Origin of the sequence: Amycolatopsis sp. NPDC059027, assembly GCF_042739735.1 — a bacterium.
GTDB lineage: Bacteria > Actinomycetota > Actinomycetes > Mycobacteriales > Pseudonocardiaceae > Amycolatopsis.
Window position 1 is genome coordinate 1 of sequence record NZ_JBHYIK010000110.1, and the last position, 18,528, is coordinate 18,528.

Below are 18,528 nucleotides of genomic sequence, written 5' to 3' on the forward strand. Positions count from 1 at the left end.
GCGCGGGCAAGACCACGACGATGCGGATCGCGCTGGGCGTACTGGCCGCGGATGCGGGCGAAGTCCGCTTCGACGGGAAGCCGATCACGCACGAATCCCGCACGCACATCGGGTACATGCCGGAGGAACGCGGGCTGTACCCGAAGATGAAAGTGCTCGACCAGCTCGTCTATCTCGCCGAGCTGCACGGGCTGTCGGCGAACGAGGCGCATCGCAACGCCGAGAACTGGATCGCGCGGCTCGGGCTTTCCGAGCGGCGCAAGGACGAGGTCCAGAAGCTGAGTCTCGGTAACCAGCAACGGGTTCAGCTCGCGGCGGCGCTGGTGCACGATCCGCTGGTGCTCGTGCTGGACGAACCCTTCTCCGGCCTGGACCCGCTCGCGGTCGACGTGATGAGCGCGGTGTTGCGGGAGAAGGCGTCGACCGGCGTGCCGGTGGTGTTCTCCAGTCACCAGCTCGATCTCGTCGAGCGGCTGTGCGACCGGGTCGGCATCATCCGAAGTGGACGGATGGTGGCGGCGGGGCCGGTGGCCGAGCTGACCGGGAACGCGGGCAGCAAGCTCGTGGTGACCGCGCCTTCGGCGCCGCCGGGCTGGGCGGCCTCGCTGCCGGGAGTCCGGGTACTGGAAAACCACGGCCCGACAAGCGTTCTCGACCTGGCGCCGAGCGCCGACGACCAGGCCGTGCTCGCCGCGGCACTGGCCACCGGACCGGTCACCGAGTTCAGCAGGCAACGGCGGACGCTGACCGAGCTGTTCCGGGACGCGGTCTCCGATCAACCACGAGCCGAAGGGGAAACGGCGTGAGGACACTCAGCGCGCGACGGGCGATCTGGCTCGTCATGAAGCGGGAACTGAACACGCGACTGCGGACACGGTCCTTTGTGGTCGGTACCGCGGTGATGTTGGTGCTGCTGATCGGTTTCGTCGCGTTCCAATCAGGACTGGCGGGCTCGTCGAGCAAGAGCACCGTGGGGTTGACGGGTCAGTCGACGGGGATCGCCCAGCAGCTTCAGGCCGCCGGTGCGCAGACCGGCCAGACGATCAAGACCGTCTCGGTGACCGACGCGGCCGAGGGCAGGACGAAGGTCGAAAACGGCGATTTCGACGCACTGGTGTCCGGCAGCGCGTCGGACCTCAAGGTGCTCGTGAAGTCCACTTTGGACTCCAAGTTGCGCACGGTGCTCGATCAGGTGGCCCGGCAACAGGTGCTGGACGCGAAGATGTCCGAGGCGGGCCTGGATCCGGCGCAGGTGATGCGCGCGGTGTCTTCCACCGCTGTCGGCGTCGACGCGATCAAGCCGCAGGATCCGGACAGCGGGAAACGGCTCGTCGTCGGGCTCGTCGTGGTGGTGCTGCTCTACATGAGCATCGTGACGTACGGAATGCTGGTGGCCCAAGGGGTCGTGGAGGAGAAGTCCAGCCGGGTCGTGGAGATCCTGCTGTCGAGCGTGCGACCGTGGCAGTTGTTGCTGGGCAAGGTGATCGGGCTCGGTCTGGTCGGGCTGACACAGCTGGCGATCCTCGCCGCGGCCGGCGCTGTCGTGGCGTCGGCGACCGGGGTGTTCACGCTGTCCGGCTTCGCCACCGGCGCGCTGGTGTGGGGCCTGGTCTGGTATCTGCTCGGTTTCCTGTTGTACGCCACCATTTACGGCGCGATGGGGTCGCTGGTCTCCCGGCAGGAGGACACGCAGTCGGTGGTCGGGCCGGTGAACATGGTGCTGATCGTCGGGTTCATCGTCGGCTTCAACCTGCTGATCCAGTCACCGGACGGAACGACGACGAAGGTGCTTTCGCTGGTACCGCTGTTCTCGCCGATCCTGATGCCCGCCCGGATCTCGACCGGCGCGGCGGCGGGCTGGGAAATCGCGGCCTCGCTGGTGCTGACCGGTGTGCTCGTCGCGCTGCTCACCTGGCTCGGCGGGAAGATCTACGGCAACAGCGTCCTGCGCCTCGGCAGCCGCATCAAACTCTCCGAAGCCCTCCGCGGCTGAGCCCTTCGCCGCCATGCCGTTAAGGCCACCTTACGGGCGCCAGACGCCCGCAAGGTGGCCTTGACGGCACTTCCCTCGCCCCTCCCGACCTCGCGTTCTTGTCGGCCCCCTCGCCTAGAATGTTCGGCAAGGGGGGCCTCGATGTGTCGCGAACGACGCGTTGGGGACGTTGATCGTCGCGAACGGCGCGATCGGGACGTGGCCGTGTGTCCTCTGTGGCCAGTGCCTCGCTCGCGCCGCCGCCCTCGGCAATGCGCTGCGAACCCGGCCCCGCAAACGCCGAAGGCCACCCCGGGACGAACCCGGGATGGCCTTCGAACGAGAACCGAGGAGCAGCAGCGACTTACCGCTCGGACAGCGACGTGTAGTCGCGCGACGTGTGTCCGGTGTAGATCTGCCGCGGGCGGCCGATCTTGGTGGCCGGGTCCTGGATCATCTCGCGCCAGTGCGCGATCCAGCCGGGCAGCCTGCCGAGCGCGAACAGCACGGTGAAGAACTTCGTCGGGAACCCGAGCGCCCGGTAGATGAGCCCGGTGTAGAAGTCCACGTTCGGGTACAGCTTCCGCTCGACGAAGTAGTCGTCGGAAAGCGCCGTCTCCTCGAGCTTCTTCGCGATGTCGAGCAGCTGGTCGCCGCCCTTCAGCTTGCCGAGGATCTCGTCCGCGGTGTTCTTGATGATCTTCGCGCGCGGGTCGTAGTTCTTGTAGACCCGGTGCCCGAAGCCCATCAGCTTCACGCCCTTTTCCTTGTTCTTCACGCGCTCGACGAACTTGGCGACGTCGCCGCCGTCGGCCTGGATGCCCTCCAGCATGTCGAGGACCGCGGCGTTCGCCCCACCGTGCAGCGGGCCGAACAGCGCGTTGATCCCGGCCGAAATCGAAGCGAACAGGTTCGCCTCGGACGAACCGACCAGGCGCACGGTCGAGGTCGAGCAGTTCTGCTCGTGGTCGGCGTGCAAGATGAACAGCAGGTCGAGCGCCTTGACGACGTCCGGGTCGACGTCGTACGGCTCGGCCGGGAAACCGAACGTCATCCGCAGGAAGTTCTCGACGAGGCCGAGCGAGTTGTCCGGGTAGAGGAACGGCTGCCCGACCGACTTCTTGTAGGCGTACGCCGCCAGGGTCGGCACCTTGGCCAGCAGGCGGATGGTGGACAGCTCGACGTTCGGTTCGTCGAACGGGTTGAGCGAGTCCTGGTAGAAGGTCGACAGCGCGGAGACGGCGCTGGAGAGCACCGGCATCGGGTGCGCGTCGCGCGGGAAGCCGTTGAAGAACAGCTTCAGGTCCTCGTGCAGCAGCGTGTGCCGCTGGATCTTCTCGCTGAAGTCGGCCAGCTGGGCCTCGGTCGGCAACTCGCCGTAGATGAGCAGGTAGGAGACCTCGATGAACGTCGACTTCTCGGCCAGCTGCTCGATCGGGTAACCGCGGTAGCGCAGGATGCCCGCGTCACCGTCGATGTAGGTGATGGCCGAAGAGGTCGACCCGGTGTTGACGAAACCGGGGTCGTAGGTGACGTACCCCGTCGTCGCCAGCAGCTTCCCCAGCTCGATCCCGGGCGCACCCTCGACCGGGTGGACCACCTTGAACTCGTGTTCGCCACTCGGCAGGCGCAGCGTCGCGGTGTCGCCGGGCTGCCCCGCAGTCGTCGCGTCGGACATGCAGGTCCCTCTCACATCTGGCACGGGACGGCGGCGCCTGTAGGTTCCACAGGTAGCCACGTGTTCACCGCGAGAACCTGACGCCTCGCTGCACACCGCCCCGCTGGGGTATGAATTCCCCTCTACGCTAGTCGAGGTAGGGGGCAACGCGCAGCCGATGCGTTGCCCGTAACGGCCCCTTTGGGACCAGGTTCACACGGTGGATGCCATTTCTTCCGCCGTCGGCGGTTCGGCACCGCTGCGGGAAACCGTGATCGACGCCGCTTTCGCCGCGAATCCCAGTGCCTCGTGCCACTCATCGGCACCGAGTTCGCGCAGCTGGGTCACCCCTCGCGAATGCAGCCACGCCACCAACGCGCCCTGCACGGTGTCGCCCGCCCCGATCGTGTCGACGACGTCCACCCGGCGGGACGGGACGTGGGCCAGCTCACCCGCGTCGGTGATCACAACGAGCCCGTCGGCGCCGCGAGTCAGCACGACGGCGTCCACACCGGACTCCACCCAGGTTTTCGCGGCGGCGACCGGGTCCGCGCCCTCGGCGAGCCAAGCGGCGTCGTCGTCGGAGATCTTCAGCAACCGGACGTCCGGCAGCCACGAAGCGAAACGTGCCCGATACGCGGCGGGGTCGGCGATCAGCGCCTCGCGGATGTTCGGGTCGAGCACGGTCAGCACGCCGCGCGCGGCTTCGCGGCGCAGCATCGCTTCGTACGCGCTCGCGCCGGGTTCGAGGACCATGCCGAGCGTGCCGAGGGAGAGCGCGGTCACGCTGTCGGGCAGCGGCCCGGGGTCGGTGACGAGCCGGTCGGCCGTGCCTTCGGTGTAGAAGGTGTAGTGCGCCGAGCCGTGCTCGTCGAGCGCGACGACGGCGAGGGTCGTCGGCTCGTCGCCGCGCTGCACGAACGTCGTCCCGACGGACGAGGCGTGCAGCCGATCGACCAACGCGCCGCCGAACCGGTCGGTGGACACACGGGACAGAAACTGGACAGGAACGCCGAGGCGTCCAGCCGCGAGCGCGACGTTGTACGGACCACCCCCAAGGCGTGGTAACAACGCGCGCAGCCCACCGTCCACAGTGGAATCCAACGGTTCACCGGGTACGAGGTCGACCAGCGCCTCTCCACCAACAACGATCACGATGCGGAAGATACCGGGTTATTCCGGCTGTGTCGCCAGTCCGCCGAGCAGAAGTTCGGACAGTGCGGTGAAGGCCTTGGCGTCGGAGACGGATGTCCGCTCGCCGAGCACCCCGGTCTGGATGCCCTCGATGATCAATCCGGCCATTTCCGCGACGAGTCGCGCGTGGACGTCGCGGAAAACGCCGTCGGCCACGCCTTTGTCAATAAATGTCCTGATGCGCCCGGCGGCCGCGCGGCTGTTGAGCTGATAGGTGTCGCGGGCCGGGCCGAAGCTCCCGATGTCGGTCATGAACGCCGACGAGGCGCGCTCGAGATGTTCCGAGACGCCGGCGAGGTACTCGCCGATCAGCTTGCGCGCGTCGTCGATTCCGGAGATACGCTCCTCGATCCGCTCCGCGGCGCCCTTGAAGAAGTGCGCGACGACCTTGACCGCGAGCTGCTCCTTGCTCGGCGCGAGCGTGTAGAGCGTCGACTTCGAGCAGCGGAGGCGGGCGGCGAGGTCGTCGAGGGTGAACTGCGCGAAGCCCTCGGCGAGGAACAGGGTCTCGAGCTGGGTGAGCAGCGCACGCTGCCGTGCCGTTGGCCGCCGGGCCTCACGGAAGGAGGCCTGCGCCCTGGACGGCGCGTCGCTGTCGGACATCGGACCACTATCCCTCATCGGCCGGTGTGCCCCAGCTCACCACTACTGTACTGTAAATTGCCCTAGAGTACTGTTTTCAGTACAGCTGTCTTGGAGGGGACATGCCCGCGGAACGCCTGCTGCCCAGCTCAGAGGCCGAGGACCTCGTCGCCCTGGCTGCCGAAATCGCCCGTGACGAACTCGCGCCGCGCGCCGGTGAGTACGAGGAAGCCGAGCGCTTCCCGCGCGAGCAGTTCCGGCTGCTCGGCAAGTCGGGGCTGCTCGGGCTGCCGTACTCGGAGCGCTGGGGCGGCGGCGAAGTGCCGTACGAGGTGTATCTGCAGGTCCTGGAAGAGATCGCGGCCGCGTGGATGTCGGTCGGCGTCGGCCTCTCGGTGCACACGATGTCCTGCTACGCGCTGGCGCACTACGGCACGGACGCGCAGCGTGACCGCTGGCTCCCCGACATGCTCGAAGGCGACCTGCTCGGCGCATACGCGCTGTCCGAGACGCAGGCGGGTTCCGACGCGGCGGCGCTGTCCACCCGTGCACGGCGCGACGGCGACCAATACGTCGTCAACGGAACCAAGGCCTGGATCACCCATGCGGGTGAAGCCGACTTCTACACCACGATGGTCCGCACGAGCGACGACGGCGGCCGCGGCATCTCGTGCCTGCTCGTCGACGGCAAGACAGACGGTGTCTCGGCGGCGCCGAAGGAGCGCAAGATGGGCCTGACGGGGTCCACCACCGCGCAGATGATCTTCGAAGACGCGCGTGTGGACGCCGACCGGCTGCTCGGCTACGAGGGGCACGGCCTGAAGATCGCGCTGTCCTCGCTCAGCTCGGGACGGCTCGGGATCGCGGCGTGCGCGGTCGGCCTCGCCCAGGCCGCGCTCGACGAAGCGGTGGCCTACGCGAAGACGCGCAGGCAGTTCGGGAAGGCGATCATCGACTTCCAGGGCGTCGAGTTCCTGCTGGCCGACATGGCCGCGACGGTCGAGTCCGCCCGCGCGACCTACCTCGACGCCGCGCGCCGCCGCGACCGCGGGATGCCGTTCCAGCGCCAGGCGTCGATCGCGAAGCTCGTCGCCACCGACGGGGCGATGAAGGTGACCACCGACGCCGTCCAGGTGCTCGGCGGCGCCGGCTACACCCGCGACTTCCCGGTGGAGCGCTACCTGCGCGAGGCCAAGGTCCCGCAGATCTTCGAGGGCACCAACCAGATCCAGCGCATGGTCATCGCCCGCGAACTGATCAGCGGCGTAACTCATGAGTCGCGCCGCTGATCACGCGAGATCTCCGTCCAAGCACGCGAGTTGTCCATCCAAGCACGCGAGTTGCGCCGCTGATCACGCGAGTTCGCCGGAACGTGACGTGTGAAGGCGTCCTTACCGGAGCCCCAGGCCGGTAAGGACGCCTTCTCCCCCTCAAATCCCCCCTGTGCTACCGGTTGTCGCCGTCCTGCGGGACGGACGCCGGAACCGGCGGGCTCACCCGGTTGATGTCACCGCTCAGCACCCACGCACGCTGGCTGGGCGCGAAGCGCGGCGAGAGCAGGCCGTCGTTGATCTCGCGAGTGACCGCGACGCGGTTGTACGCGGTCGCGGGCAGGTACAGCCGGTCGTTGGACTGGCCGCCGTCGGACGTTCCTTCGAGGTCCGCTTCCACGGCGTCGACGATGCCGTCGTGGTTGGCGTCGACCCGCGCGACTTCGGCCGCGTACGCGTCGAAGATCCGCTGGCTCAAGTCGTACACGTAGGGCTCGAAGGACGCGGTACGCACGTAGACGTCCAGCAGCACCTCATTGCTCAGCCCGCTCGGGATGAACCGAAGCCGCTTCTCCTTGTGGTCGTCGTTGTTCGGCATCGGCCGGTCCGGATCGTCCGGACTGGTGTTGAGCAGGCGGTCCGGGTCGCGCGGGATGTTCGGGTTGTCGCCGTCGACCTGTGGCTTGTTCTTGACGCCCGACGGGCCCGAGCCGGGCACGATCGAGGACAGCGCGCCGATCTTGCCCTTCTCGAACGTGCCGGGAAGCCCGCCGGTGAAGGGAAGTTCGTACGTCGGCGGCGTCCAGTTGGTGTACTGGTTGAGTTCCCAGTACGAGTGCAGGTCGCTCTGTTGCGTGGCGTTGTAGGCGCCCAGCGACAGCTGCACCGGCACGAGGTTCGACACCTTGTCCGGCCAGTGGTCGTTCGCGGACGGCTCGTGCGGGGCCTTGCCGTCGGTGGTGAACACCGCGCCGGGTTTGTTGTGGTAGTCGCCCATCTTCGCGAGCGCGGCGGCGTCGGCGGCGGTGATCTTGCCGAAGGCGGCGTGCCCGTCCTTCCGCGGCGCCGCGACGTCCGGCACCGTGACGTCGTGGATCATCCAGCCCTCGTACCAGCCGGATTCGTTGTTGATGACGAACAGGCCCGAAATGTCGGTGAACATGTCGACGAACGAACCGGGATCATTCGGATCGATCGGAAGTCCCGGCTTGGGTTCGACGACCACCCGAATGCCGCCAATGGTCGGAATGTCGTGATTGGGGCCGGTCGCGGTGGGCGCGACCCCGTCGTTGATCCCCGGAATCGTCGTGGTGAACACATTTGGTTGGAAATTCTTCGTGTCGAGCAGGTAGTACTGGAATAACTGGCTGGGTGTCGGCGCCTCGGAAAACGCCGTCATCGGCTCGAACGTGGTTGGTCTTCCGGCCAGCACGGCGAGTCTGTCCTTCAACGGCTGCGGCAGGAACTTGACGTCCCCACGATCGGTGAAAAGCCCTTGTGGCGCAACGGCTCCCGCCGCCCCCGAGAACGACGTGGTCGCCCCGAGAGCCAGCACCGCCGCCACCGCGGTCACGGCTTTCCGCTTGTTCTGCATGATCACTCCTCGCTTGAACGGGCGCTCCCCGCGTTCGCCGGCTGGACGCGGAGGAGAAATCAAGGGGCCCCTCGACCGGAGATATGCACCCGAGTTACAGCCCGGTAGCACGGCCTTATGGGTGTACCGCGGACGCTCCATCGGTCCTATCCTCGGTACGCGTCGGAGCGAGGGATATGGAGTCCCGATGGCGGGGAAGTCCCAGCAGGGCTGGGAAACGATTTACCGGGAGAATGTCCGGTGGGTGCACCGGCTCATGCTGGCCAAGGTGGGAAACCGCGCGGACGCCGAGGATCTCACCACCGAGGTCTTCCTGGCCGCGTTGAAGCCCCTGCGTACCAACGCGACCGCGCAGGAGGTCCGCGCCTACCTCGTCGCGACGGCCAGAACGGTCCTCGCCGCGCACTGGCGACGCCTCTTCGGCCGCGAGATCACCACCATCGGCCTCGACGAAGCCAGCGAAATCCCCGACACCGAGCGGGAAAACGGCAACGGATCGAGCGGGATCACCGCACATCACCGGCTGGAGGCCATCCTCGCCGAACTGCCCGAACGCGCGCGTACGGTCTTGCGGCTGCGGTTCCTGGAGTCATACTCCTTGCAGGACGCGGCCGACGAGCTGGGCGTGACACTGGCCAACGTCAAGGTCATCCAGCACCGGGCGCTCAGGCTCGCCGCGCAGGCCGCGGCACGGATCGAGGAGCGGACATGAACGACGTCAGCCGCTTCGTCGACAGCATCATCGGCCAGCGCACGCCCGAACCCTTCCGCCCGGACGACGACGAGGCCGAAGCGATGCGCGCGGCCATCGAGCTCCAGGCGGCACGAACCGCCGACACCGCGCCGGACGCCGAGTTCGTCGCACGCCTCGAAAGCGAACTCGCCGAGCAACTCGGCGCACGATCCGCGAAGGACAAGCTCGCCACCCGCCGGCGCGTGGTCCAAACCGCGGGCATCGCCGCCGCCTCGCTCGCGGCGGGCGTGGCCATCGACCGGGTCGTGCGCGACGGCTCGACGACCGGGCAACCGAGGCCCGCGGGTACCTGGCAGACCGTCGCCGCCAGCGGAGACCTGAAGGAAGGCGACGTGCACGAGTTCGAACTGGACACCTTCGCCGGATATGTCACCCGGACCCGCGACGGGTTACAGGCGGTGTCCTCGACCTGCACCCACCTCGGCTGTCATCTCCAGTTCGACGCCGCGGCGCGACAGCTGACCTGCCCCTGCCATCCCGCCGTCTTCGCGCTCGACGGTGACGTCGTCCGCTACGACCTCCCGATCGAACTCCCGCCTCTGCCCCGCGCCGAAGTCCGGGAACGCGCCGGGTTCATCGAGATCTTTGTGCCGCTGAAGCGCGTCTGAGCACACCTGTCAACCGTGCGACTGTCAGCGGCGAGATGTCACAAATATCGTTAGGGCAAACGGAGGACAGTAAGCTCACACGCGGTGACCAACCGGACGGCGCTTGAAACCGAAGTTCATATTGCCGGACAATGGCGCGCACAATGCGCCACATCGAACCACGTCTCACGGTGGCCTTCCGAAAGGAGCGACTGCACGTGAGCACTCCGGAAGCCGGCCCGATCGCCACCAAGCTCAACGCCCTCATCGAGGAAAAATGGCGGCATCGGCCGAAACCGCCGGGCAACGCGGCCATCGCCAGGGCGATCCGCGAGGAGACCGGGCTGTCGATCTCCACCGGCTACCTGTGGATGCTCCGCGCCGGTGAACGAAAGAACCCCACCGGCCCGCGGCTTCAGGCACTGGCCAAGTTCTTCGGCAAGCCCGCCGGATACTTTCTCGACCAGGACATCACTTCCGAAGACATGGATCTGGCCACCGCGCTGCGATCGAGCGGCGTCCGGACCATCGCCCTGCGTTCCGACGGCCTGTCCGAACGGAGTCAGCGCGCTATTCTGGACATGATCGAACACGCGCGGGAAATCGAACGGCTCGACCACGACGACGATGACTGACCGCGGCCATGAATGCGCGGCGGAAGACCCGGCACCGTGTCGTCGCCTTTTCCCGATGTCCCGTCCTGAGCCCTGCGCGGACCGAGCACGCCGTGGAACCAGAGGTGGGTGACGTGATCGGCAAGCAGATCCGGAATCGCTGCCAGGCGCTGGTCGAAGCGGTGGACGTCAGCCAGCCATTCACCGCGCGCTCCCTGTGCGTGATTCTCGCCGAGCAGCGCGGGCGCAAGCTCTACGTTCACCCTCTGCCAAGGGACATGAACGACGAGGGAACACCGTGCGGGGTCTGGCTGGCCACCGACGCCGCCGACCACATCTTCTTCGAGGAACACACTTCGCCGTTCCACCAAGAGCACATCATCATGCACGAGCTGGCCCACATGATCTGCGGCCACACCATCGCCGACCTGCCCGCGCGGATACTGGACGACACCACCGGCCCCGAGGAGATCCAGCAGATCCTCCTGCGCACGAACTACAGCACCGACCAGGAGCAGGAGGCCGAACTGGTGGCGACACTGCTGCTCGAGAAATCCTCGCGGCTGGGCAGCAAACCGGGTAACGCCCAGGAACTCCGGCTCAGCTCGGCACTGGGCCTCGAGCGGTGAGCTTCGACCCGCTCCGCCTCGTCCTGCTGATCGCCTGCTGGACAGTCATCCTCGTCCGGCTCCCAGCGCTGCGCTCGGCCGAACAACGCCTGATCTGGTTCATCCTGCTGCTGCTCGGCGGGGGCATGCTGATGCTCCAGAACCCCGTGGGGAAGGCACTCGAGCACGTCGGGATCCCCAACCTCGAAAGCCTGCTGTCCAGCCTGATGGCGATCGGGGTCGCCACGCTCCTGTTGAGCCTGGCACTGCACGTCGCGGGACGGGACGAGTCACGACGTCCGCCGTGGCGCAGGCCGCGCCTGCTGTGGTGCTGGGCGACGATCGCGATCATGATCAGCGCCTTCGCCGCGGTCGACGTCCTGAAAATCCCCACCAGGACACGTTTTCTCCCCGTTCCCGGCGCCTTCACCGCGCACACCGCCTACTGGATCACGTACCTGCTCTACATGGTGGTCATCACCGCGTGGACCGGCGTCGTACTGCTCCGGCACTTGAAGAGCACCCGTAGCGCTGTGCTCCGCCTCGCCGTGTTCCTGCTCGCCGTCGCGATGGCCGCGTTCCTGATCTTCCTCGCCACCCGCGTCGCCTCCCTGTTCTCCGCGACGGCGTTGCTGCCGACGGCGGGCAAGTACGTCTCGTCCCTGCACACGATCGGCATTCTCGCCGGGTGTTCGCTGGCGGCGCTCCTGCCGCTGTGGCATGCCATCGTGAACCTCTGGCACGGCCAGAAGCTCTACCCGCTGTGGAAAGCCTTGTGCGAAGCCATTCCGCACGTCGCGCTGCAACCGCCGCGGGGCAGGCTCACCGATCTGCTGCGGTTCACCGACACCCGGTTGCGCCTCAACCGGATGATCATCGAGATCCGGGACGGGCTGCTGGTCATGCGCGAATGGGTCACCCCGGCCGACCTGGACGCCATCGGCGCGGCACTGCGCGACGTTCCCGAGGAGCGGGCCGAAGTGGTGAAAACGGCGTGCTGGCTGAAAATCGCCTTGCACGCGAGGGAAACGGGCCGCCCGCGCGCGGAGGAACCCCTCGATCTCGTCTACCACGGCGGCGTGGACATCGAGAGCGAACTCCGCTGGCTGCGCCGGATCGCCGCGGCCTGGAACTCGCCGACGGTCACGGCGTATCCGACGTCAGCTCAGAGCGCCACCCGCTGACCTGCCCGGTACACCGCGACCACCGAGCGCAACGCACCGAGATCCTCGCCCGGATCCCCCGACACCGCAACGAAATCCGCGTCGGACCCCGCGCGCACCCGCCCCTTCCGATCCCCGACCCCGCACGAATCCGCGGCCAGACCGGTCACCGTCGCCAGCACTTCGACCGGCGAGATGTCTACAAAGGACTGAAACTCCTCCAGCCCATACGGAAGGCAGTCGTGCGGCTTCTCAACGACGACACCGGCGTCGGACGAACACACCAGCCGCACACCCTCCTCACGCATTCGCGGCAACAGCTTCCGAGCCGCGATGACACGCGGGGAAAGCGGAGCGCCACCGAGCACCCGGCCCGCGGTCACCCCGACGTACACGCCGTGTTCAGCCATCACCCGGACGACGTCCCAATCCGCGACGGCTCCGTCCGCGGTCATGAACGTGCCGTGTTCGACGCCGTCAACGCCCGCGTACACCGCGTCCGCGATTCCACCGGTCCCGTGCGCATGCGCGGTGACCATCATCTGCGCCGAGTGGGCTGCTTCGACAACGACGCGCAGACGTTCGACGTCGTACTGCGACTCGTACGGAGCGCTGCCCGGGGTGATGCCGCCACCGGTCGCCATCACCTTGACCACGTCGACACCCCGGTCGACGCGCTCGGCCACCGCCGCTCGCAACTCCTCCGGCGAGTCGGCCTCTCCGCCGAGGAACCAGCAATGCCCGCCGGTGCTGGTGATCGGCGGCCCCGACGCCAGGATCTCCGGCCCGAGTCCACCGCCGGCGGCGAACCCGTCCCGGATCTCCAGCGCCAGGTAGTCCCAATCCCCCAGGTCCCGCACGGTGGTGACCCCGGCCCGCAACGCCTGTTCGGCGTGACGGCGCATCCGTGCCGCGAGCGCCTCCCTGGCCTCGACGTCATCCGCGCGCAGCGGCCGGGGATCCAGCGCGCCCGGTTCGAAACCCAGGTGCGTGTGCGCGTCGACCAAACCGGGCAACAAGGTCGCCTCGCCCAGGTCGACCACCGGGAGATCGTGCGCGGGGTGAGCGCCGGAGAGGTCCACCGCCACGACCGAGCCCTCGCGGATCACCACCAGCGGCGAGCCGTGGTGCAGCGCGGCTCCGTCGAACAGCCGCGCCGCACGCAGTGCCCACGGCTGGGTCACTCGCGATACCGCCGGTCCTTCGCGACACCGACCCCCTGCGACTCGTCGAAGTGGTACACCTCGTCACCCCGCACGAACACCCGCAACGCCCGGTTCATGACGTCCAGCGGGTCGCCCGACCACAGCACGACGTCGGCGTCCAAGCCCGGCTTGAGCGTGCCGATCCGGTCGTCGAGGCCGAGAATCTCCGCCGGGTGCGCGGTGAGCGAGCGCAGCGCCGTCACCGGGTCGAGCCCGTCCTTGACGGCCAGAGCCGCTTGGTAGACAAGGAAGTTGATCGGGATGACCGGGTGGTCGGTGGTGATCGCGAACTTCACCCCGGCCCGCGCGAGGATGCCCGGCCCCCGCAGTGTCCGGTTGCGAAGCTCCACTTTGGACTTCGTGGTGAACAGCGGGCCGAGGATGATCGGCACGTCCCGCTCGGCCAGCAGGTCGGCGATGAGATGGCCCTCGGTGCCGTGGTTGATCACCAGCTTGTAGCCGAACTCGTCGGCCAGCCGGATCGCGGTCACCATGTCGTCCGCGCGGTGCACGTGCTGGTCCCAGTACAGCTCGCCGGCCAGCACCCTGGCGAGCGTCTCCTTCGTCAGGTCGACGTCGAACGGCTTGCCCTCGTCGTGCGCGTAGTCCCGCTGCGCCTGGTAGTTGCGAGCCTTGGTGAACGCCTCACGCAGGATCGCCGCGACCCCCAGCCGGGTCGACGGCGTCTGGTTCTTCTCGCCGTACACCCGCTTCGGGTTCTCGCCGAGCGCGCTCTTGACGCTCACGTGCTCGGCGAACGTCATGTCCAGAATGCTGCGGCCCCAGGTCTTGACGCCGATCGTCTGGCCGCCGATCGGGTTCCCCGACCCAGGCTTGATCACCACGCTCGTGACGCCGCCGGACAGCGCGTCGTCGAACCCGGGCTCGTACGGATCGATACCGTCGATCGCGCGGAACCGCGCCCCGTTCGGATCGGTCATCTCGTTGGTGTCGTTGCCGGACCAGCCTTCGCCGTCCTCGTGGACGCCGAGGTGCGCGTGCGCGTCGATGAAGCCGGGCAGCACCCACGTCCCGGCCGCGTCGATGATCTCCGCGTCGTCCGGGACGTCGACGTCGGCCTCCGCCCCCACGGCGACGATCCGGCCGTCCTCGATGAGCACGATGCCGTCGTCGATCGGATTACCGTCGATGGGGACGACGTAGCCCCCCACAATCGCCTTAGCTGACATAGGTTCGAAGTACTCTTTCCCGCCGAGAACCCATCAATACAGTGACACGCTAACGAACCGAGGCGCCGTCACGCACGCGGCTTCGCGAAATGGACCAGCTCGTGATCGTTCTCGGGTGTCCGATGTGTCTCGCGATATCCCAACCTCGGGTAGAGGTACAGCGGCCCGCCGCTCTTCGACCCGGTGTTCAGCCGGAACGTCGTCACCTCCGGCGGCGCGGCGACCTCGGCGGCGAGCAGCAGCGCGCTACCCAGCCCCTCGCCCTGGCGATCAGGCGCGACGACGAGCCGGTATAGCCGGCACTCCACCCCGTCGACCACCGCCCGGATACTCGCGATCAGCCGCCCGTCGTCACGCACACCCCAGGTGGTCGAGGCGGGATCCGCCAGCGCCGCGCGGGTGTCCTCGAGCGTGTCGCGCACTGGCGGTAAGTCGACATCGCGATAAATCCGGACCTCGTCCAGGTACGCGGCCCGTTGCAACGTCAGGAGTTCACCCGCGTCGGCGACGGTCAGCCGGACGGGCGTCACGGGACCCGGATCCCCCAGCTCCCCGTCCAGGAGGACGCGGGCTCGAGTTCGATCAGGTCGGTGCCGGTGTTGAGCGCGTCGGCCGGACAGGTCATCGGCTCGATCGCGACCGCCCGGCCGCGCCCGACGAGGTCATCCGGCGTGAACACCTGCGCCCAGCGGAAATCGCGTCCGGCCCAGACGACGAGATGCTTGTCGTCGTGACTGAGGACGTGGTGGTACTGCCCGTCCTCGGCGAAGTCCAGCCCGCCGAACGCGGTGTCGAGATCGACGCCCCGCAGCGGTTTGCCGTAGCGGAAGTCGTACTCGGTGCCCTCGACGTCTTGCTCTTCGCCGTACGGCATCTGCTCGTCGCCGAGATAGGGCCGGACCCGGGTCGCGGACAGTGTCAGTGTGAGCTCGTCGGTCGGCACGTCACCGATGCGGAAGTACGGATGCGTCCCGACGCCGACGCCGATCGGCTGCTCGCCCTCGTTGCGGATCTCGTGCGTGATGGTGAGTTCGCGCGGCGCGATCTCGTAGGTGATCGTCGCGCGCAGCGGCACCGGCCAGCCAGGCTGGACCTCGACGTCGATCGCGAGGGTGATCGACGATTCGGCGTGTTCGAGGAGTTCCCACTCCTTGCGGCGGGTCAGGCCGTGGATGGCGTTGCCCCTGGCCTCTTCGGTGATCTCGAGCTGCTGCTCCTCGCCCTGAAAGGTCCATTTGCCGCCCTTGGTGCGGTTGGGCCACGGGAGGAGGACCTGACCGGCAGCCTTCGGCGGCTTCTCGTCCTCGGGGAACTCTTCGACGTACGGGACGCCGTTGACCTCGAACGCGCGCAGGCCCGCGCCGATCTCGGTGACGACGGCGCGTGCGTTGCCGCGGGTGATCTCGAACTGCTCTCCGGTCGGGTTGCCCATGCGGACGACCCTACCGGCGGGCGGACTCCAGGAACGCGATCCACGCGGCGGCGGAGACGGACAGGTTCGAGACAGGCGCTTTGGAGTCGCGGACCCCGACGACCTGGGGAGACGCGGCCACCTCGACGCAGTTGCCACCCGTACCGTCTTCGCTGTAACTGCTCTTCCGCCAAGCCACAGTCGAGAAGTCCACAGTAGACACCGGTCGCCCTCCACCTTCGGCTACAGGCGTCCGATGAACGCGATCGTCTCCTCGGACGACAACGCAACCGAACGCAAGCGGTCGAATACCAGGGTAGCCTCCTTCACCTCCTCGGCGTTCTCTGTCTGCGAAGAACCCACGACCTTGCCCATATAAAGCATGTCCGGATCCTCGTCATGCTCGAATCGCAAGATCGTGAAGGCACCCCGCATCCCCTGATGCTCACCACGGTCATACGGCACCACCTGCAGGCCGACCGTCGGCAGCTCCACGATCTCCCGCAAGTAGTCCAACTGGGCGCGCATCACATCGACGCCACCCACCGGCCTCCGAAGGACAGCTTCGTCGACGATCGCAGTCAGCCGAAGCGGCCTCTCCATGTCGGCAAGGCGCTCCTGACGGCGCAATCGCACGGTCACATCGTTGCGGATGCTCTCCTCGGAACGCGGATGCCCACCCCGGAAGAGTGCGCGCATGTAGGACTCGATCTGCAGAAGCCCCGGCACATACATGACTTCCCAGTTGCGCGCCTCGGCAGCCTCGGTTTCCAGAGCGGTGTAGCCCAGCCCTTTGAGCCCGTAGTCCTGCCACCAGCCCCGTTGCTTCGCTCGCCGGGCGAGGTCGATCAGCTCGTCATCGCGACAGTCGCAGACATCCATCGCCGAACGCACGAAGTGCACGTTGGCGTAAGTCACCCCGGTCTCCATCCGCTGCAACGAGCTTCGAGGAGTGTCGAGCAAGACGGCCGCCTCGTCCAAGCTCATCCGCGCATGCAGACGCAACCTCCGAAGCCGTCGCCCCAGCCGCTGCTTGGCCAGCACGGGACTCGTCCATCCGGCCATCCATTACCTCCCGTACATGAATGATCACCGGATGCTGCCACCTGGGACCGGCAATCCGGGAATCCCACCATAAACGCGAAGTGACACAAAAAGTAAACTCATTGCACTTATGAACTGACTACTGATTCACTGGTGTCCTCGACCGACGGAAGGAACCACCGTGAGCATCAGCATCATCGGCGCCGGGCCGGGCGGCCTCACCTGCGCGCGCATCCTGCAGCGGCACGGCATCCCGGTGACCGTGTACGACCGGGATCCGGACGCGATCTCCCGAAACCAGGGCGGCTCCCTCGACCTCCACGAAGAAGACGGTCAGCTCGCACTCCGCGAAGCGGGCCTGCTGGACGAGTTCTTCGCGCTCGCCAGGTTCGAGGGACAGGAAATGCGCATGCTCGACACGACTGGGCGCATCCTGGCCCGCCACCTGCCGGAGGAGGGCGAGATGATCGCCCCCGAGATCGACCGCGGGCAGCTTCGCGATCTCCTGCTGCGTTCACTCGCCCCAGGAACGGTCCATTGGGGACGCACCCTCGAATCGGTGAGCGGACCGTCCGACGGGTCGCGAACGCTGACCTTCGCCGACGGAACGACCGTCGAGACGGATCTCGTGATCGGCGCGGACGGTGCCTTCTCCCGCGTCCGCGCGGCGGTGTCGTCCGCGACGCCACAGTACGTCGGGATCAGCTGCCTCGAAGCGTGGTTCGACGACATGGAGACCGCCCACCCCGAACTCGCCGAACTGGTCGGGGAGGGCGGCGCCCACATCGCCGACGGCAAGCGCGGACTTTTCCCGCAGCGCAACAGCGGCGGCCACATGCGGGTCTACATCATGCAGCGCGTCCCGGCGGACTGGATCGCGGCGAACGGGCTTCGTCCCGAGGACACCGACGGCATCCGCGCGTACCTGCGGAAGGAGTTCGCGGCCTGGTCGCCGGAGGTGCGCCGGCTGGTCACCGACAACGACGGCCCCTATGTCGATCGCCCGCTCTTCGCCCTGCCGGTGCCGCACACCTGGGAGCACTCGCCCAGCCTGACGCTCCTGGGAGACGCCGCGCACCTCATGCCGCCGCTCGGCGTCGGCGTCAACCTGGCCATGCTCGACGCCAGCGAACTCGCGCTCGCGCTTGCCCGCTCCGCCACCATCGACGACGCGGTGCACGCCTACGAGAAGACGATGCTCCCGCGCTCGATCGAAACAGCCCAGCGGCTCGAAGGCGGGGCCGACGATCTGCTGGCCGCGCACGACCCCGACGAGATCGGCCAGTTCGTAACCGGCGAGGCCCGCTCCTGAGCTTGCGATGCGCGCGTCGCGGGCAGGCCCAGTGCCGTGAAGGCCTCCTTACCGGCGTTGAGCGCCGGTAAGGAGGCCTTCACTACCACTAAGTCCACAAAGGACACTTCCCTCGAGGGTCGCCCCAGTACACGGCGGAGCCTCGCGCCGAGGGACGCCCTGAGTGCGTTGGCCGCGACGAGGGCGTCCCTCGGTGCATCGAGCGCACCGAAGGCGTCCCTCGGCACCCCACGCGAGCACCACGCAACAGCACCCCTCAACGTCCCGAACGGAGCGTTCGCGACACGGGCCGCCACCCGCGCACTGAAGGGCGCTTTCAGTGCATTGGCCGTGCTGAAGGGCGCCTTCTGTGCAGCCAACGCACCGAAGG

At 67.6% G+C, this 18,528-nt stretch carries 19 protein-coding genes; 9 read left to right on the forward strand and 10 right to left on the reverse strand.

Going from position 1 to position 18,528, the window contains the following annotated elements:
• Both ACFWY9_RS42130 and ACFWY9_RS42135 read left to right on the forward strand, forming a co-directional pair.
• Positions 1 to 806 (forward strand): ABC transporter ATP-binding protein (locus tag ACFWY9_RS42130; protein ID WP_378341510.1); only part of this gene is annotated, 806 nt, incomplete at its 5' end.
• The gene (locus ACFWY9_RS42135) at positions 803 to 1,993 is read left to right on the forward strand and encodes an ABC transporter permease (RefSeq protein WP_378327755.1); all 1,191 of its coding nucleotides are present in this window, start codon (positions 803 to 805) and stop codon (positions 1,991 to 1,993) included. The genes ACFWY9_RS42130 and ACFWY9_RS42135, both read left to right, overlap by 4 nt.
• Before the next feature lie 343 nt (positions 1,994 to 2,336).
• Here ACFWY9_RS42135 and ACFWY9_RS42140 read toward each other — a convergent pair whose 3' ends face one another.
• From ACFWY9_RS42140 to ACFWY9_RS42150, 3 genes are all read right to left on the reverse strand, one after another.
• Entirely contained in the window at positions 2,337 to 3,650 is a 1,314-nt protein-coding gene (locus ACFWY9_RS42140; protein ID WP_378327756.1) for a citrate synthase, read from the reverse strand.
• A gap of 192 nt (positions 3,651 to 3,842) precedes the next feature.
• Positions 3,843 to 4,784 carry a carbohydrate kinase gene (locus ACFWY9_RS42145; RefSeq protein ID WP_378327757.1) on the reverse strand — a complete coding sequence of 314 codons (942 nt, stop codon included), beginning with the start codon at positions 4,782 to 4,784 and terminating at the stop codon, positions 3,843 to 3,845.
• Between the two features lie 18 nt (positions 4,785 to 4,802).
• On the reverse strand, positions 4,803 to 5,426 hold the full coding sequence (locus ACFWY9_RS42150; protein ID WP_378327758.1) for a TetR/AcrR family transcriptional regulator: 624 nt from the start codon (positions 5,424 to 5,426) through the stop codon (positions 4,803 to 4,805).
• Positions 5,427 to 5,527: 101 nt separating this feature from the next.
• Between ACFWY9_RS42150 and ACFWY9_RS42155 the strand changes: the two genes are divergently transcribed.
• Positions 5,528 to 6,694 (forward strand): acyl-CoA dehydrogenase family protein, encoded by a 1,167-nt coding sequence (locus tag ACFWY9_RS42155; RefSeq protein WP_378327759.1) that lies wholly within the window; start codon positions 5,528 to 5,530, stop codon positions 6,692 to 6,694.
• A 157-nt stretch (positions 6,695 to 6,851) separates the two neighbouring features.
• Here ACFWY9_RS42155 and ACFWY9_RS42160 read toward each other — a convergent pair whose 3' ends face one another.
• Positions 6,852 to 8,270 carry a hypothetical protein gene (locus ACFWY9_RS42160; protein ID WP_378327760.1) on the reverse strand — a complete coding sequence of 473 codons (1,419 nt, stop codon included), beginning with the start codon at positions 8,268 to 8,270 and terminating at the stop codon, positions 6,852 to 6,854.
• Positions 8,271 to 8,457: 187 nt separating this feature from the next.
• On the opposite strand from ACFWY9_RS42160, the gene ACFWY9_RS42165 reads away from it, so the two are divergent.
• The 5 genes from ACFWY9_RS42165 (at position 8,458) to ACFWY9_RS42185 (ending at position 12,017) form a co-directional block, all read left to right on the forward strand.
• On the forward strand, positions 8,458 to 8,982 hold the full coding sequence (locus ACFWY9_RS42165; protein ID WP_378341511.1) for an RNA polymerase sigma factor: 525 nt from the start codon (positions 8,458 to 8,460) through the stop codon (positions 8,980 to 8,982).
• Entirely contained in the window at positions 8,979 to 9,632 is a 654-nt protein-coding gene (locus ACFWY9_RS42170) for a ubiquinol-cytochrome c reductase iron-sulfur subunit (protein WP_378327762.1), read from the forward strand. The genes ACFWY9_RS42165 and ACFWY9_RS42170 overlap by 4 nt, the downstream gene beginning before the upstream one ends.
• Before the next feature lie 197 nt (positions 9,633 to 9,829).
• Positions 9,830 to 10,246, forward strand: a complete 417-nt coding sequence (locus tag ACFWY9_RS42175) for a hypothetical protein (RefSeq protein ID WP_378341512.1) — start codon at positions 9,830 to 9,832, stop codon at positions 10,244 to 10,246.
• A gap of 104 nt (positions 10,247 to 10,350) precedes the next feature.
• Positions 10,351 to 10,854 (forward strand): hypothetical protein, encoded by a 504-nt coding sequence (locus tag ACFWY9_RS42180; RefSeq protein WP_378341513.1) that lies wholly within the window; start codon positions 10,351 to 10,353, stop codon positions 10,852 to 10,854.
• Positions 10,851 to 12,017, forward strand: coding sequence for an MAB_1171c family putative transporter (locus tag ACFWY9_RS42185; protein WP_378341514.1), 1,167 nt, complete (start codon positions 10,851 to 10,853; stop codon positions 12,015 to 12,017). The genes ACFWY9_RS42180 and ACFWY9_RS42185 overlap by 4 nt, the downstream gene beginning before the upstream one ends.
• Here ACFWY9_RS42185 and ACFWY9_RS42190 read toward each other — a convergent pair.
• The 6 genes from ACFWY9_RS42190 to ACFWY9_RS42215 all read right to left on the reverse strand — a co-directional run bounded on the left by ACFWY9_RS42190 (position 11,999) and on the right by ACFWY9_RS42215 (position 16,846).
• Positions 11,999 to 13,180 carry an amidohydrolase family protein gene (locus tag ACFWY9_RS42190; protein WP_378341515.1) on the reverse strand — a complete coding sequence of 394 codons (1,182 nt, stop codon included), beginning with the start codon at positions 13,178 to 13,180 and terminating at the stop codon, positions 11,999 to 12,001. The genes ACFWY9_RS42185 and ACFWY9_RS42190 overlap by 19 nt on opposite strands.
• Positions 13,177 to 14,391: an amidohydrolase gene (locus ACFWY9_RS42195; RefSeq protein WP_378341516.1), complete on the reverse strand. Its 1,215-nt coding sequence runs from the start codon at positions 14,389 to 14,391 to the stop codon at positions 13,177 to 13,179. Before ACFWY9_RS42195 ends, ACFWY9_RS42190 begins: the two co-directional genes overlap by 4 nt.
• A gap of 68 nt (positions 14,392 to 14,459) precedes the next feature.
• The gene (locus ACFWY9_RS42200) at positions 14,460 to 14,951 is read right to left on the reverse strand and encodes a GNAT family N-acetyltransferase (protein ID WP_378327810.1); all 492 of its coding nucleotides are present in this window, start codon (positions 14,949 to 14,951) and stop codon (positions 14,460 to 14,462) included.
• Positions 14,918 to 15,823, reverse strand: coding sequence for an aldose 1-epimerase family protein (locus tag ACFWY9_RS42205; protein ID WP_378327768.1), 906 nt, complete (start codon positions 15,821 to 15,823; stop codon positions 14,918 to 14,920). Before ACFWY9_RS42205 ends, ACFWY9_RS42200 begins: the two co-directional genes overlap by 34 nt.
• A gap of 10 nt (positions 15,824 to 15,833) precedes the next feature.
• Positions 15,834 to 16,025, reverse strand: coding sequence for a DUF397 domain-containing protein (locus tag ACFWY9_RS42210; RefSeq protein ID WP_378341517.1), 192 nt, complete (start codon positions 16,023 to 16,025; stop codon positions 15,834 to 15,836).
• Between the two features lie 20 nt (positions 16,026 to 16,045).
• On the reverse strand, positions 16,046 to 16,846 hold the full coding sequence (locus ACFWY9_RS42215; protein WP_378341518.1) for a DUF5753 domain-containing protein: 801 nt from the start codon (positions 16,844 to 16,846) through the stop codon (positions 16,046 to 16,048).
• A 181-nt stretch (positions 16,847 to 17,027) separates the two neighbouring features.
• On the opposite strand from ACFWY9_RS42215, the gene ACFWY9_RS42220 reads away from it, so the two are divergent.
• Positions 17,028 to 18,158 (forward strand): FAD-dependent oxidoreductase, encoded by a 1,131-nt coding sequence (locus tag ACFWY9_RS42220; protein WP_378341519.1) that lies wholly within the window; start codon positions 17,028 to 17,030, stop codon positions 18,156 to 18,158.
• Positions 18,159 to 18,528 lie beyond the last annotated feature (370 nt).

What these genes read in the sequence shown, in the direction of transcription:
- ACFWY9_RS42140 (WP_378327756.1), bottom strand. Translation starts at nt 3,650, where the DNA reads ATGTCCGACGCGACGACTGCGGGGCAGCCCGGCGACACCGCGACGCTG.
- ACFWY9_RS42150 (WP_378327758.1), bottom strand. Translation starts at nt 5,426, where the DNA reads ATGTCCGACAGCGACGCGCCGTCCAGGGCGCAGGCCTCCTTCCGTGAG.
- ACFWY9_RS42155 (WP_378327759.1), top strand. Translation starts at nt 5,528, where the DNA reads ATGCCCGCGGAACGCCTGCTGCCCAGCTCAGAGGCCGAGGACCTCGTC.
- ACFWY9_RS42160 (WP_378327760.1), bottom strand. Translation starts at nt 8,270, where the DNA reads ATGCAGAACAAGCGGAAAGCCGTGACCGCGGTGGCGGCGGTGCTGGCT.
- ACFWY9_RS42165 (WP_378341511.1), top strand. Translation starts at nt 8,458, where the DNA reads ATGGCGGGGAAGTCCCAGCAGGGCTGGGAAACGATTTACCGGGAGAAT.
- ACFWY9_RS42170 (WP_378327762.1), top strand. Translation starts at nt 8,979, where the DNA reads ATGAACGACGTCAGCCGCTTCGTCGACAGCATCATCGGCCAGCGCACG.
- ACFWY9_RS42195 (WP_378341516.1), bottom strand. Translation starts at nt 14,391, where the DNA reads ATGTCAGCTAAGGCGATTGTGGGGGGCTACGTCGTCCCCATCGACGGT.
- ACFWY9_RS42205 (WP_378327768.1), bottom strand. Translation starts at nt 15,823, where the DNA reads ATGGGCAACCCGACCGGAGAGCAGTTCGAGATCACCCGCGGCAACGCA.